Here is a 14,441-nt window from a genome sequence, read left to right as displayed (position 1 = left end):
TTCTCGACCAACCGAGCACGCGGTTGACCGGTCGGTCGAGGCTCGCTACCGTCGAGGTATGCGCCGAGAAGTGACCTCACGCGACCGCATCATCGGTTCGGTGACCGATATCGTCGTGGGCCTCGCGGACGTACTCCCTCGGCATCTCGTCGAATCGCTCGCCCCATGACGACCACCGTCGACTTCCATTTCGATCCTCTGTGCCCATTCGCCTACCAAACCTCGATCTGGATGCGCGATGTACGTGATCAACTCCGACTGACGGTGAACTGGCGCTTCTTCAGCCTGGAGGAGATCAACCGACGCGAAGGCAAAAAGCATGCGTGGGAACGCGATTGGTCCTACGGCTGGTCTCTGATGCGTATCGGCGTGGCACTGCGCCGCCGAGACATGGTCTTGCTCGACGACTGGTACGCGGCGGTCGGTGCCGAACTACATGAGCGCGGCGGGACCCCGCATCTACCCGAGACCGCGCGCCGACTCCTCGAGGGGCTCGGCGTCGAGGACACACTGTTCGACCAGGCCCTGGCGGATCCGACCACCCACGACGAGATCCGGGCCGATCACCAGCGGGTCGTCGACGCAGGCGGGTTCGGTGTTCCGACATTGTTCTTCCCCGGAGAGCAGTGCCTGTTCGGCCCGGTACTCGTCGATCCGCCCACCGGAGCGGAGGCATTGACACTGTGGCAAGTCGTGAGCGGAATGGCCGCGCTGCCGCACGTCTACGAATTGCAACGCCCCAAAACCAGCGCCGATGCCACCTTGATCGGGGAAAGCCTGCGGCCCTACTTGCGGGGACGAGACTGGGTCAGTATCAATCGCGGCCAAGTCATCGAACTCGACCAACTCGTCGAGCACGACGGGAAATAACCGACCACAACCACCTCCGACTGCACAGTGAATCGCTGTGCTGCGCCTGAGCGCCACGCGTCGTTGCAATTCCCAAATCCTCGACGATCGACCGATTGTGCGGAATCACACCGAAAGTACGCGATTCGGAATTCTCTCGTTTTGAGCGTGTTGCACCGAATGGTTCTTCTCTCCGACGAAAGGTTGTGCGATGACAAAGCTGTTGTTTGCCGTCACCTCTGCAGATCACTGGACACTGAACGACGGGACGGCTCATCCGACCGGATACTGGGCCGAGGAGCTGGTCGAGTCTCATCGAGTGTTCGTCGACGCCGGTTACGACATCGTGATCGCAACACCTGGAGGCAAGGTCCCTACTGTGGATGAGGGAAGTCTTGCGCCCGAGGTCAATGGCGGGCAAGCGGGTGCTGACCGAATGCGCAAGTACATCTCCGACCTGCAGCCAGCCCTCGACTCTCCGGAGGTCTTGGAAGGTGTAGACGCCGAGGACTACGACTTGGTCTTTGTTCCCGGTGGGCATGGGCCGATGGAGGATCTTGCGGTGTCCACATCTTTCGGCGAGCTATTGGTGGAGTTCTTGGACGCCGGAAAGGTTGTCTCCGCTGTCTGCCATGCGGGAGCAGCGCTGCTGCCCGCCCGCAAATCCGATGGAAGTTGGTTGTTCGACGGCTATCAGCTGACCTCGTTCACCAATGAAGAGGAGACACAGGCGGGTTTGGCGGACAAGGCTCCCTGGCTGCTCGAAACTCGACTGCGCGAGCAGGGTGGCAAGTTCGCGAATGCCGAAGCGTGGTCGCCCTACATCGTGGTGGATCGGAAGCTGTACACCGGCCAGAATCCCGCGTCATCCAAGCCGCTCGCGGAGCGAATCGTCGCCGACCTGGCCTGAAACGGTCGAGGTTGAGCGTTGACTGACACATCGGGAATACCCGTGCACCAGAGGACCTACCGTGCCGGCTGTTGCCGCCGCGGTAGGTCCAGGCGGCAGTTCGCCGACGTCCACACTCGAGGTCAGTTGACAACAGAACAACAAAGTTGAGTTGACCGAACTGTCAGGTATGACCGAAGAATCATCTTGGCACTTTCCAGCAAATCCTTCTCCTCACATCAGCAAATGTGAGTTCAGGCCAAAAAACGGCACAAAAAAGGGGTGCGACACAAGTCGCACCCCTTCCAGACTGAGAAATCAGCGGACGGAAACTCCCAACAGAGCGTCTACCGCGTCTGCGAACTTGGCCGGAGCCTGCGTATCGGAGCCGTCGCCTTCGATGGCGCGACGAGCCCACCCATCCAGTGCGTCCAATGCTTTGGGAGTGTCGAGATCGTCGGCGAGATGCTGGCGCAAGCGGGCAACCGTATCGGTGACGGGCTGAGCCGAGGTGAGTGCCGCAGCGTCGCGCCACAGCTTCAGGCGCGCCTGCGCATCGGTCAGAACCTGATCCGTCCAGGCCCGATCCTGGCGGTAGTGCCCGGACAGCAGGCCGAGGCGAATTGCTGCCGGATCGACCCCGCTGCCGCGCAACTTGGACACGAAGACCAGGTTTCCGCGACTCTTCGACATCTTTTCACCGTCCAAACCGATCATGCCGGTGTGGACGTAGTGGCGGGCGAAACGTCGATCACCCGTGGCGCATTCGGCGTGAGCGGCTGAAAACTCGTGGTGCGGGAAGATCAGATCGCTTCCACCGCCCTGAACGTCGAAGCCGGACCCGATGCGGTTGAGTGCGATTGCGGCACACTCGATGTGCCAACCAGGTCGGCCTGGACCGAACGGTGACGGCCAGGAGGGCTCTCCCGGTCGCACGGCGCGCCACACCAACGCGTCGAGAGGATTACGTTTGCCGACTCGGTCCGGATCGCCGCCGCGCTCGGCGAAGAACTTCTCCATCGTGGCGCGGTCGTAGCCGGATTCGTAACCGAATTGCTCGGTTGCATCGGCACGGAAGTACACGTCCGGGAACTCTGCATCGTCAACGACGTAAGCGGCCCCGGCCGCTACGAACTTCTCCACCAACTCGACTACTTCGTTGATCGATTCGACAGCACCGATGTAGTCCCGGGGTGGAAGGACTCTCAGTGCTTCCATGTCCTCACGGAAGAGCGCCGTCTCACGCATTCCGAGAACTATCCAGTCCTCGCCGTCGCGGTTTGCTCGCTCGAAGAGCGGATCGTCCACGTCAGTCACGTTCTGGACATAGTGGACATCGTGACCGGCATCGCGCCACAGGCGATTCACAAGGTCGAACGTGAGATAGGTGGCCGCGTGGCCAAGGTGAGTGGCGTCGTACGGGGTGATTCCGCAGACGTACATTGTTGCCGTCTTCCCCGGGGCGACGGGGCGAACCTGACGGTCGGCTGTGTCGTACAGCCGCAATGGCGGCCCCTGGCCGGGAACGGACGGGAGTGCTGTATCGGACCAAGACTGCATGCTGCCGAGCCTAGTGGAGACTCGTCGAGCGCTCGGAAGGTGCTGGCTGATCGGGTGTCGGTTCGGGCATCGACGCTAGCTTGCTCGGCCACCAGATCTTCTGACCGATGTCGTAGGTCAGCGCCGGGACCAGCAAGGATCGAACGATCAAGGCATCGAGGAGCACACCGAACGCCACGATGAATGCGAGTTGTGCGAGGAATAACAGTGGAATCACGGCCAACGCCGAGAATGTTGCTGCCAGAACAACTCCGGCGGAGGTAATCACTCCACCGGTCACCGTCAGGCCACGCAGCGTACCGGCCCTGGTCCCGATTTGGAGGGCTTCCTCGCGGACTCGGGTCATCAGAAAGATGTTGTAGTCAATACCTAGTGCTACCAAGAACACGAAAGCGAACAGTGGGACCACCGGGTCGGCCCCGGGGAAGCCGAAGATGTGATCGAACACGAGTGACGAAATTCCCAGTGTCGCAGCAAACGAGAGCACCACTGTCCCCATCAACAACAACGGTGCCAGCAATGACCGGAGTAGAAGCGCGAGGATCACGAAGACAACAAAAATAACCACGGGAATGATCACGGTGCGGTCGCGCGTGGATGTGGTTTTGGTATCCAGATCGGTAGCGGTGACACCGCCCACCAGGGCGTCGGCGCCTTCGACACCGTGAACTGAATCACGAAGTCGCACAATCGTGTTTTCAGCCTCGATGGAGTCAGCCGCATCTGTCAACGTGGCCTCCAGGGAGACTCGGCCGTCGACAACGAGAGGCACTCCCGCCTTCTGAACGACGGAGACATCGCTCACGCCGTCAACGCGACTTGCGGACAAAGCCTCGTCCAGGGAATCCGCGTTGGCGATGACGATCGCCGGTGAACCCGAGCCGGCATCGAAGTGGTCTCCGAGAATCTCCTGGCCCGCAACAGAATCGACGTCGAGTAGAAAAACGTCCGACGACGCCACTCCGTTGGCTTTGAACTGGGGCATCATCAGCGCAAAGATAACCAACACCAGTGTCGACGAAACCCAGAAGCGTCGCGGATGCCGCCCGATACGAGCCGCCAGTGCAGCCCAGAATCGGTGATCCTTCGCCTCGTCGTGGTGTGCGGCATCGACATCGAACTTCGGCATGGTCGGCCAGTACGCTGACCGACCGAAAAGCACCAGAACCGCGGGCAGGAAAGTCATCGACGCGAGGAACGACGCAGCGATGCCGATTGCCGCGACGGGTCCGAGGCCGCGATTGGAGTTCAGATCCGAGAGGAGCAGGCACAGAACGCCGGCGATGACCGTGCCCGCGGACGCTGCGACGGGTTCCAGCGTGGCACGCCACGCGACCCACATCGCGGCGTATTTGTCTTTCTCGATCCGCAGTTCCTCGCGATACCGCGAGACCAACAGCAACGCGTAGTCCGTCGCGGCTCCGAAGACGAGAATGAAGAGGATGCCTTGACTCTGACCGTTGAGAGCGATCACATCGGCATCGGCCAGCAGATAGACGAGCAAGCTGGACAACCCGAGAGCGAAGATCGCCGAGAAGATGACAACGAACGGCAGGATCGGGCTGCGATACACCACGATCAGAATCAGAATCACGACCGAACCGGCAACCAGCAGAAGGAGACCGTCGATGCCGGCAAAAGCGGCTGAGAGGTCGGCGACCTGACCGGCCGGTCCGGTCACGAACACCGTCAACCCGTCCGGCGCAGATTCCAGTGCGGCACGCAGGTCCTTGACCGATGTCTTGACCTCGACAGTGCTGTCGATCGGGAGGAACAGCTGTAGTGCCTGCCCGTCAGCAGACGGTATCGCGGGCGAACTCGCATCACCGAACCCTTCGGTGCCCACGAAGTCGTCGACTGTTGCCGTCAAGAAGGCGGAATCACCGGGCTCGATGCCGCCTTCTCTCTCGGCGACGATGATCGCCGGCACGAAGCGTGTGTCGGTGAAACCTTCCTGAAGTTTCGCCACTTCGGTCGCTTCGGCCGAAGCCGGAAGGAACGACGTATTGTCGTTCTGCTGCACCGTGCTGAGCTTTCCGGCAAATGGTCCGCCGAAGCCTCCAATAGCCAACCAGCCGATTACCAGCAGGGCTGGCACAATCCATCTCAGGCGACGACGCGTATTGACTGTTGTGCTCACTGTGTCTCCAGAGCTCGGCAGATTGACGGGTGCGACTCCTATTTTGTTCAGCGAGCTGAACAATAGCAAGTGGAAGGGCAAGAAGTGAGTGACGACGGGTTGGAAACCTGGCCGACAGGCCGACTACTGTCGACCGCCGCTCGGCTGCTGGAACACTCGTGGGAAAAGGTCTTGCGCAGTCAGGACATGACGCATGCCGGACTCATCGTGTTGCACTCCATTGCGCAAGCGCCGATGTCTCAGCGAGACATCGCCAAGAAGTCACGCGTCACCGACCAGACGATGAGTCGCACCATCGATCGACTCGAGCGGGCCGGCTTCGTCACTCGCGGCACCGACCCACGGGACGAACGCCGTCGACTGATCACGGTCACCGAATCCGGACTGATCACGTATCAACGCCTGCTCGTTCTCGAGAAGGAGGACGCGGCACTGACGGTCGGCGTCGGAGATGTCAGCGCGTTACGTGAGCAACTGTTGCGCCTCGTCCGGTCACCGGCACTAAATCCGCACTCGACCGACGGCTAAAGGCCGGCAGCTAGAACGGCGGCCACGGAATTGTGCGATGTCCGTTCGGGACCGGCATGACGGCCATCTCGACCATATTTCGTGCCCGTCCCGCAAGTGCGGCGATTTCGGAATCGGTGATCAGGTCGGACAGTTCGTCACCGAAACTGCCGTCGACAGAAGCGGCAAAGTCAGCAACGTCCGCGAGCAACGGGCCTGGCACCGTACGCCCGGCCCAGCCCCACAACACGGTTCGCAACTTGTTGTCCGTGTGCAGGCAGATGCCGTGATCGACTCCGTAGACGGAACCGTCGACGCCCTCGAGTGCGTGACCGCCCTTGCGGTCCGCATTGTTGATCAGCACGTCGAGAACCGCCATCCGTTGAAGGCGCGGATCGTCAGCATGAATGAGCGAGACAGGCTCCCCTTCGGAATCGAACGCTTGAAGAACCTCGAACCATCCCGGCGGGACATTGCCCGGACTGCACAGATCGACGATCTCGGGTTCGTTGCTCCCATCCGAAACACGATCGACCGTGTCCACCCAGCGCTGGACCATTCCCGGACCGAAAGGACCGTCCCGCAACACAGTTCGCGGAATCACGCCCCACCCCAACGTTTCCGACACTCGATACGACGCGACCTCTCGGCCCGCCAGGGTGCCGTCGGGGAAATCCCACAGCGGACGCTCACCGCGAACCGGCTTGTACACGACCCTCATCGATTGCTCGCCGAGAATCGAGTCGCAGACCAGGGTCGCGTTACTCGCTGTCGTGATCTGCCCGATGACCGTCAGGTCACCGCCCAGTAAGACGTCGGGTTCAGTCACGTCGGACACTGTCTCAGTCCTCGTCGGAATCTGCGTCGTCGATCGCGAATCCGAAGGACTCACCGCGACGATAGCCGTTGGTGCGGATACAGATATGACCCTCGGGAGCCAAAGGTTCACCGCACAGCGGACACGGTGCCCGGCCGGCTGCGATCACACGCTCCGAACGTAGCGAGAACTCACGCGCCTGCTCCGGGGTCAGGAACACGCGCACCGCGTCGGGACCGTCGTCGGAATCATCGAGAACTACCGACTCGTCGAACTCGGTTTCACTGACCGCGAGAAGTTCCACTACGACGGCGCCGGCGTCGGCATCCCAGCCCAATCCCATCGTGCCGACTCGAAATTCGGCGTCGAGAGGAGTGACGAGTGGGCTGAGGTCGGTGATATCGCCGGCTGCAGGCGGAACGTCCGTGCCGAAACGTCGGTGCACTTCCTCGAGAAGCAAACCCATGCGGTCGGCAAGGACCTGCACTTGTTGTTTCTCGAGCAACACGCTCACCACGCGTGCATCATGCACAGCTTGGAGATAGAACGACCTGTCACCGGGCTCGCCCACAGTCCCTGCGACAAAACGATCAGGGGTGCGAAATACGTGAATCGCGCGCGACATTGCACCTCCTCGAATTCGAGAACATCCCTGGATACCCATTATCTGTCACAGTTCACACCCCAACCTCTCCGCCGGGGACGGCCTCCGGCGCGGGAGCGGAACCATTGGTCGACGCTCGTGCACCGGCGATCGCTGCCAACGCATCTCCGGTGTCGTTGACCCGAAGAATGAAGGGCAGAGTTGCGGTGTACCGGATCACGCTCATGGACGCTGGTTCCGCGACAATCCGCTGAAACGAGTCGAGATGCATTGCATAGGCGTCCGCAAGCACGGATTTGATGACATCACCATGAGTACAGGCAATCCAGACGACATCATGGCCGTGTTTTTCGGCGAGTCGCGCGTCGTGCTCGCGAATAGCGGCAACCGCTCGCGCCTGAACCTGAGCCAGTCCTTCACCACCGGGAAACACTGCACCGGACGCGTGTCGCTGCACCACTTTCCAGAGCGGCTCGTCGAGCAGTTCCTTCAGGGGCCGCCCGGTCCATTGGCCGTAATCCACTTCGATCAGGCGGTCCTCGACAACCGGGGTAAGTCCGCGGTCCGCAGCAATGGGCTCGACGGTCTGCTCGCACCGCAGTAGCGGTGAGCGAACAATTTCCGCGATATCGAGACCGGCCAATCGATCCACGACGCCGGCCGCTTGCTTCCGTCCGTGATCGTCGAGTTCCACACCCGGCGCTCGGCCGGCCAGAGTATGGGCAGTGTTGGACGTCGACCGCCCGTGCCGCAGAAGGACAACTGTCATGCCACAACCCTAATGGGGCAGCGCTCCTGCGGGTGGACCGTCGACGTCCAAACGGTCGCTATGTCGCTGAAACAACCCCTGTGGCCAGCAAGGCAAGGACGAGTACGCCGAGAGCGATTCTGTATCCGACGAACCAGTACATCGAATGATTCACCACAAACTTGAGCAACCAGGCGATGGCTGCATAGCCGACGCCAAACGCAATGACCGTGGCGACGAGCAACTGCGGTCCGCTGGCGTTCAGTCCGTCACCGGCAGGCTCGAAGGCGTCGGGAAGGCTGAACAGACCGGATGCGAGAACCGCCGGAATTGCCAGCAGGAACGAATAGCGCGCAGCAGCCTCACGTGTCAGTCCGAGGAACAAACCGGCACTGATGGTTCCGCCGGAACGCGACACACCGGGAATGAGTGCGAGCGCCTGCGCCGAACCCATGATGATTCCGTCGCGCATGGTGAGGCTTTCGATGGGACGCGTCTTACGTCCGTAGTACTCCGCAGCCGCGATCACGAGGGCGAACACGATGAGCATCGTGGCGATCAGCCACAAATTGCGTGCGCCCGTACGGATCTGATCCTTGAAAAGGAACCCGAGAATGCCCACCGGAATGGTGCCGATGATGACGTACCACCCCATCCGGTAGTCGAGGTCGCCGCGATGTTCGGCGTTGAACAATCCTCGGAACCAGGCGGTGATAATCCTCACGATGTCGCGAGCAAAATAGATCAGAACGGCAAGTTCTGTACCGAGCTGGGTCACCGCCGTGAACGACGCTCCCGCATCACTTCCGAAGAATATTTCGGAGACGATCCTCAGATGTCCGGACGACGAAACAGGCAGGAACTCGGTTAATCCCTGCACGAGCCCCAGGACCATGGCCTGTAGCCATGTCATCGCCTCGCCCATCAGAGGTCAGCCTGCAATGATTCGATCTGGGCCGATTCGAATGGGATTACTACACAACGGTTTCGTGTGTCGGGTTCACTTTTCACGGGCGTCACGCTACCGGTGCGCTGTTGGGCACGCCGAGTCCGGCACGCGGATGCCCGAATACCCCGACTTAGGTCACGCGCGCACTAGTCTGCACGTGGTGACAACTCTCGGGTACGACACACGCGTACCCGAATCAGGCGCGGGAGATGCAGGGCGGCTATGAAGCACAGATCAGTCGGAACGAGCGGACTTCGAGTCTCGCGACTTGGACTCGGCACACTGACCTGGGGGCGCGATACCGACGGCGATGAAGCGGCGGCTCAGATCCTGGCTTTCGCGGAGGCCGGCGGAACGTTGGTGGACACTTCGCCCGCGTACGGCGACGGCGCGGCGCAACGGATTCTGGCCGAACTTCTCAACGACGTCGTCCCCCGCGACGAGCTGATCATCAGTTCCAGCGCCGGGATCGATCCCAAGCCGATCGGAACGGATCGGGTCGACTGCTCACGACGCGGATTACTGCGCCAGTTGGACGCCACCCTCCGCGAACTCGGCACCGACTATCTGGATATGTGGCAGGTCGCGACCTGGGACCCAATGACCCCGGTCTACGAAGTCGCGGCAACCCTCGACTACGCCGTCTCGAGCGGCAAGGTTCGCTACGTCGGTGTGCGCGGGTACCTCGGATGGCAGTTGGCTACAGCCGTCGGGTCATGTGGCGCAACAACTCTCACCGCAACTCAGGCCGAGTATTCCTTGCTCGCACGCGGAGTCGAAGAAGAATTGTTCGCAGCGGCTTCGCATCACGGCGTCGGTGTCTTCGCCGCTGTTCCGCTTGCCGGCGGCGTCCTGACCGGGAAGTACCGCGACGGCATTCCCGTCGATTCACGAGGTGCCGACGACACGCATTCGCGCCACGTGCAGAGCTACCTCACGGATTCGTCGGTGCGCGTGGTCGATGCGGTCGTTACAGCGGCCGACGGATTGGGTACCTCACCTTTGGCCGTGGCACTTGCCTGGGCCCGGGATCGACCCGGGGTTGCCAGCGCTGTGGTCGGCACACGTGATCTCGCTCAGCTCACCGGAGTGCTGGTTGCCGAGGAATTGGAATTGCCGAAAGCGATTGCCGCGGCATTGGACGATGTGAGCGCGTAACTCTCGATCTGGCTGAACCGAATACCCGGACAGACGACCAGCAGAGGACAGGCTAACCTAGTGAGCAACGCACGTCCGTAGCCCACAGGAGAATCCATGACAACGCTTGACGTAGACCACAGTTCCGCCAATGCACCAGCATTCTCCGAGCGCCTCAAAGCGGAAACCGATGCCGCTCACCGCGAGACGGAGCAGTCCGGATTCGTCGGAGCGCTCCTCGGCGGCAAACTGACGCAGGCCGCGTTGGCAGCACTACTCGGCCAGACGTACCTCGTTTACACAAGCCTCGAAGAAGCCGGCCGCACCCATGCTGATAACGCACTGGTCAGCCCCTTCCTCTCCGACGATCTCCTGCGCGTTGCCGCACTCGAAGCCGATCTGGAATTCCTGATCGGCGAGAACTGGCGTGAGGGTCTCGAAGCAATGCCGGCCACCGAACGCTACGTAGCGCGCCTGCAGGAAGTTGGCGTCGACTGGCCGGCCGGCTTCGTCGCTCACCATTACCTGCGCTACATGGGCGACCTCTCCGGCGGACAGATCATCCGCCGGATGCTCGAGCGCGCCTACGGCCTCCAAACCGACGGCCTCCGTTTCTACACCTTCGACGGCATTCCCAAGCCCAAGCCGTTCAAGGACGCCTACCGCGCCAACCTCGATGCCCTCGACATCACAGCTGAGGAACAGCAGAAGTTCATCGACGAGGTCAATATCGCGTACCGCCTCAACGGCGACCTGTTTTCCGACCTCGAGGGCAACATCGAGAGCTACCTCGTCAAATGAGTAAGCGTTGGACCGCGGCAGCATTGGTCGTGATCGCCGGGTTCGGTCTCGTCGCGTGCGGATCGAACGAGCAGCCCGGTTCGACACATCAAGCACGAACCGCCGTACTCGAAGATTCCAGCCCGACACCGGTATCGGAAAACCCCGTCGCAAGCTTGCCGACCACGGTCACAGGCTTCGACGGGGTTCCGGTCACGATCACCGACAACAGTCGGATCATCGCGGCTGACCGGTACGGAACGTACGCCGCGACCACCGTCGCGCTCGGACTCGGCGACAACCTGGTCGGCCGAGACACCTCCGCCAAGTTCCCGGCTGTAGCCGACGTCCCCGTCGTCACGGTGGGTGGACAATCACTCAGCGCGGAAGCGATCCTCAATCTCAACCCGACGGTCATTCTCACCGATACGAGCATCGGACCGCAGAGCGTGCAGGACCAACTGCGCGCAGCGGGAATTCCGGTCGTGTTCTTAGACCCCACCCGAACCCTCGAAGGTGTCCCGAGCCAGATTCAAGCCGTCGCCGACGCACTCGGAGTGCCCGAGCAAGGCAAGGCGCTGGTCGATCGAACCGAAAGCGAGATCGCGACTGCCCGCGATCTGGTGCCCGATAACGCCGAACAACTGAAGATCGCGTTCCTCTATCTTCGCGGGACCGCCATCACGATGATCGGCGGCGACGGTTCCGGAGCCGATTCACTCATCGAAGCACTCGGCGCCGTCGACGCGGGAACAGCCTCCGGAATCACGTCGAATTTTGTCGCGATAACCAGCGAGGCACTCATCGCGGCCGCTCCCGACGCGTTTCTACTGATGACGGACGGACTCGCCTCCATCGGCGGGATCGACGGCCTCGAGAAGATTCCCGGAATCGCACAGACACCAGCGGGCAAGAATCAGCGCGTCGTCGACATGGAAGACGGCGTCATCCTCAGCTTCGGTCCGAACACCGGCCGCGTCATGCAGGTGTTGGCCGAAGCCATCTACGGACCTGCAGATTCGTGAGTACCGAGACAGAAGAACACGTTGGGGCTGCTGACCCGTCGGCAACCCCCGCAGCGTCGCGCTCGCGGGTGAGCATAGTTCTCATAAGCCTTTCCGTTGCTTTGGTGATTGTCGCGCTGCTCTCGGCCTGCATCGGACAAGTTCCTACCTCGGCACTCGAGGTTCTGGGCAGCATCATGCATCGAATCGGCCTCGATATCGGCCCCTTGCCGGCCCACCCGAGCGGTGAGGTCACGCTCTGGGAAGTGCGCTTTCCCCGGGTAGTTCTCGCCATCTGTGTCGGCGCGGCACTGGGTTGTTCAGGCGCATTGCTCCAGGGAGTGTTTTCCAACCCCCTGGCCGAACCCGGAGTGATCGGCGTATCCGCCGGAGCGGCTGTCGGCGCGAGCGCCGTCATCGTCGTCGGCGGAACCTTTGTCGCCGGTTGGACCGTCGCCGCCGCCGCATTTGTCGCCGGTCTGATCACGACCGCCGCGGTGTATCTCCTTGCCCGGCACGAAGGCCGAACCGAAGTAGTCACGCTCATTCTGACCGGTGTGGCCGTCAATGCGTTTGCCGGCGGGCTGATCGCTTTCTTCACATTCATCGCCAGCCCTTCGGCTCGTGATCAGATTGTCTTCTGGCAACTCGGCAGCCTCAACGGCGCAACGTGGAGCTCGGTGATGGTCGTAGCGCCGATGGCCGTCATCGGCATCGCCGCAACCATGATGATCGCGCCCCGGCTCGACCTACTCGCTCTCGGCGAACATGCGGCGCGGCACTTGGGCGTCAATGTCGAACGGCTGCGCCAAGTGGCAGTCCTGATCGTCGCCTTGCTGGTGTCGGCCAGCGTCGCGTTCACCGGCATCATCATGTTCGTCGGACTGGTAGTTCCCCATCTGATGCGCATCGTGGTCGGCCCCGGGCATCGCGCCTTGATCCCGGCCAGTGCCCTCGGCGGCGGCCTGGTTCTGCTACTCGCAGACCTGGGATCACGGTCCCTGGTCGCCAATGCCGACCTCCCGCTCGGAATGCTGACCGCACTCGTCGGTGGACCCTTCTTCTTCTGGTTGTTGCGCCGCACCCGTGCAAGGCAAGGTGGTTGGGCATGAGCAGCATCGCACGCAACTGGCGTGAACTGTTCGGACGCACTCCCGTCGAACCGCAGAGCCCCCTCGTCGGGGACACCACACTGCGAGCACTCGACATCACCGTCGAACGCGGTGGGCGGAAAATCCTCGACAACGTCAGCGTCGACGTACGCGTCGGCGAGGTGCTTGTTCTCGTAGGTCCGAACGGCGCGGGAAAGTCGACTCTTCTCGCCGCCCTCTCCGGTGACCAACCGGTAGTCAGTGGACGCGTCGAGGTCGAAGGAACCGATCTCCTATCGTGGTCCGCGATCGACATGGCACGTCGGCGTGCAGTACTCCCCCAGAAACACACCATCGGCTTCTCGTTCACCGCCCACCAGGTCGTCACGATGGGTCGCGCCCCCTGGGCCGGGACCGCACGTGAGGATCGTGACGGTGACGCCGTTGTCGACGCCATGAAAACGTGTGATGTCGAAGCGTTCGCGCAGCGTCCGTTTGCAGCTCTGTCAGGCGGCGAGCAGGCCCGCGTAGCACTTGCACGTGTACTCGCACAGGAAACGTCGACGGTACTGCTCGACGAACCGACCGCCGCTCTCGACCTCGGTCACCAAGAAGCAGTCATGTCAGTCGCGAGGGCCCGGGCCGCCGAGGGCGGCGCTGTGGTGGTCGTTCTCCACGATCTGGCTTTGGCCGCGGCCTATGCAGACCGGATCGTTGTCCTCGAGGACGGCCGCATCGCCGCCGACGGACCTCCGGAGTCGGTTTTGCACGAGGAACTACTCACTCGGGTTTACGGTTATCCGGTCGAAGTTTTCGAGCACCCGAAGACCGGGGCGACCTTGGTCGTTCCGCGTCGCGACTTCACACCCGCAGCAAGTCGGTCAGGGTCCGGTGTCAGCGAACGGAATCGATGATCGCACCGAGTCGATCAAGTACTGCGCGTAGCGTCGTAACTCCCTCACTCCCCGACGGCTGTGATGAATCTGTCTCAGCCGAGGCGACTGCGTCGCGGACCACAGCAGAAATGCTCCGAACGTCCGTTAAGTCGATGTCCCGGACCGACCGCTCCGCAGTCGCAATCACGTCGTCCGGGCTTGGGACACTTCGCTCGCAATAGTCCCGATACACCTCGACGTACAGGATGCTTTTGCGCACGCGGAATGCAAATGTCCTACCCGCTGACCTGCCGAAACCATGCGCGTGTGCACCCACGGAGACATCTTCGATCTCGAAATTGCCGCGCTCGTAGTCGCCACAATCCTCTCCGGATCCGGAGGGTTCGACAGGAATCACGATGAGCTCCTCAGAGATTGCGTGTCAGCCACAATCGTTGTTCGTACGGTATCGCGGCGGTGCACCGGGCGGA

Annotated in this window: 15 protein-coding genes; 8 read left to right on the top strand and 7 right to left on the bottom strand. The window is 61.8% G+C overall.

Annotated features, from left to right (window positions below; all coding sequences use genetic code 11):
• Window positions 1-165 precede the first annotated feature (165 nt).
• Entirely contained in the window at window positions 166-870 is a 705-nt protein-coding gene (locus MTX36_RS19740) for a DsbA family protein (RefSeq protein WP_243621369.1), read from the top strand.
• Window positions 871-1,060: 190 nt separating this feature from the next.
• Entirely contained in the window at window positions 1,061-1,759 is a 699-nt protein-coding gene (locus MTX36_RS19735; protein ID WP_243621368.1) for a type 1 glutamine amidotransferase domain-containing protein, read from the top strand.
• Window positions 1,760-2,056: 297 nt separating this feature from the next.
• On the opposite strand, the gene mshC is transcribed toward MTX36_RS19735, so the two are convergent.
• Window positions 2,057-3,298, bottom strand: coding sequence for a cysteine--1-D-myo-inosityl 2-amino-2-deoxy-alpha-D-glucopyranoside ligase (mshC, locus tag MTX36_RS19730; protein WP_243621367.1), 1,242 nt, complete (start codon window positions 3,296-3,298; stop codon window positions 2,057-2,059).
• A gap of 10 nt (window positions 3,299-3,308) precedes the next feature.
• Window positions 3,309-5,438 (bottom strand): MMPL family transporter, encoded by a 2,130-nt coding sequence (locus tag MTX36_RS19725; protein WP_243621366.1) that lies wholly within the window; start codon window positions 5,436-5,438, stop codon window positions 3,309-3,311.
• Window positions 5,439-5,522: 84 nt separating this feature from the next.
• Here MTX36_RS19725 and MTX36_RS19720 point away from each other — a divergent pair, with 84 nt between their 5' ends.
• Window positions 5,523-5,966 (top strand): MarR family winged helix-turn-helix transcriptional regulator, encoded by a 444-nt coding sequence (locus MTX36_RS19720; RefSeq protein WP_243621365.1) that lies wholly within the window; start codon window positions 5,523-5,525, stop codon window positions 5,964-5,966.
• A 10-nt stretch (window positions 5,967-5,976) separates the two neighbouring features.
• Here the strand turns inward: MTX36_RS19720 and MTX36_RS19715 are convergent, their stop codons facing one another.
• Genes MTX36_RS19715 through MTX36_RS19700 form a run of 4 tightly spaced genes read right to left on the bottom strand, consistent with a single transcriptional unit; the run spans window position 5,977 to window position 9,039 of the window.
• Window positions 5,977-6,774: an SCO1664 family protein gene (locus tag MTX36_RS19715; protein ID WP_374230506.1), complete on the bottom strand. Its 798-nt coding sequence runs from the start codon at window positions 6,772-6,774 to the stop codon at window positions 5,977-5,979.
• A gap of 13 nt (window positions 6,775-6,787) precedes the next feature.
• Window positions 6,788-7,387, bottom strand: coding sequence for a DUF3090 domain-containing protein (locus tag MTX36_RS19710; RefSeq protein ID WP_094273352.1), 600 nt, complete (start codon window positions 7,385-7,387; stop codon window positions 6,788-6,790).
• Between the two features lie 52 nt (window positions 7,388-7,439).
• A complete protein-coding gene (locus MTX36_RS19705) occupies window positions 7,440-8,135 on the bottom strand; it encodes a histidine phosphatase family protein (RefSeq protein WP_243621363.1) in 696 nt (231 codons plus the stop codon).
• A gap of 58 nt (window positions 8,136-8,193) precedes the next feature.
• Window positions 8,194-9,039, bottom strand: a complete 846-nt coding sequence (locus tag MTX36_RS19700) for an undecaprenyl-diphosphate phosphatase (protein ID WP_243621362.1) — start codon at window positions 9,037-9,039, stop codon at window positions 8,194-8,196.
• Window positions 9,040-9,285: 246 nt separating this feature from the next.
• Between MTX36_RS19700 and MTX36_RS19695 the strand changes: the two genes are divergently transcribed.
• The 5 genes from MTX36_RS19695 (at window position 9,286) to MTX36_RS19675 (ending at window position 13,989) form a co-directional block, all read left to right on the top strand.
• Complete coding sequence (locus MTX36_RS19695; RefSeq protein ID WP_243621361.1) at window positions 9,286-10,221, top strand: aldo/keto reductase; 936 nt, start codon at window positions 9,286-9,288, stop codon at window positions 10,219-10,221.
• A gap of 96 nt (window positions 10,222-10,317) precedes the next feature.
• Window positions 10,318-11,001 carry a heme oxygenase (biliverdin-producing) gene (locus tag MTX36_RS19690; RefSeq protein WP_243621360.1) on the top strand — a complete coding sequence of 228 codons (684 nt, stop codon included), beginning with the start codon at window positions 10,318-10,320 and terminating at the stop codon, window positions 10,999-11,001.
• A complete protein-coding gene (locus MTX36_RS19685; RefSeq protein WP_243621359.1) occupies window positions 10,998-12,005 on the top strand; it encodes a hemin ABC transporter substrate-binding protein in 1,008 nt (335 codons plus the stop codon). The genes MTX36_RS19690 and MTX36_RS19685 overlap by 4 nt, the downstream gene beginning before the upstream one ends.
• Window positions 12,002-13,096, top strand: coding sequence for a FecCD family ABC transporter permease (locus MTX36_RS19680; RefSeq protein ID WP_374230505.1), 1,095 nt, complete (start codon window positions 12,002-12,004; stop codon window positions 13,094-13,096). The genes MTX36_RS19685 and MTX36_RS19680 overlap by 4 nt, the downstream gene beginning before the upstream one ends.
• Window positions 13,093-13,989: a heme ABC transporter ATP-binding protein gene (locus MTX36_RS19675; protein ID WP_243621358.1), complete on the top strand. Its 897-nt coding sequence runs from the start codon at window positions 13,093-13,095 to the stop codon at window positions 13,987-13,989. Before MTX36_RS19680 ends, MTX36_RS19675 begins: the two co-directional genes overlap by 4 nt.
• Here the strand turns inward: MTX36_RS19675 and MTX36_RS19670 are convergent.
• On the bottom strand, window positions 13,970-14,368 hold the full coding sequence (locus MTX36_RS19670; RefSeq protein ID WP_243621357.1) for a hypothetical protein: 399 nt from the start codon (window positions 14,366-14,368) through the stop codon (window positions 13,970-13,972). The genes MTX36_RS19675 and MTX36_RS19670 overlap by 20 nt on opposite strands.
• Window positions 14,369-14,441: the final 73 nt, after the last annotated feature.

This window comes from Rhodococcus sp. ARC_M6 (assembly GCF_022810305.1).
In the GTDB taxonomy this organism is placed as follows: Bacteria; Actinomycetota; Actinomycetes; order Mycobacteriales; family Mycobacteriaceae; genus Rhodococcus_F.
Note: the sequence above shows the minus strand (reverse complement) of the source record. Positions and strands in the feature narration are given on the sequence as shown.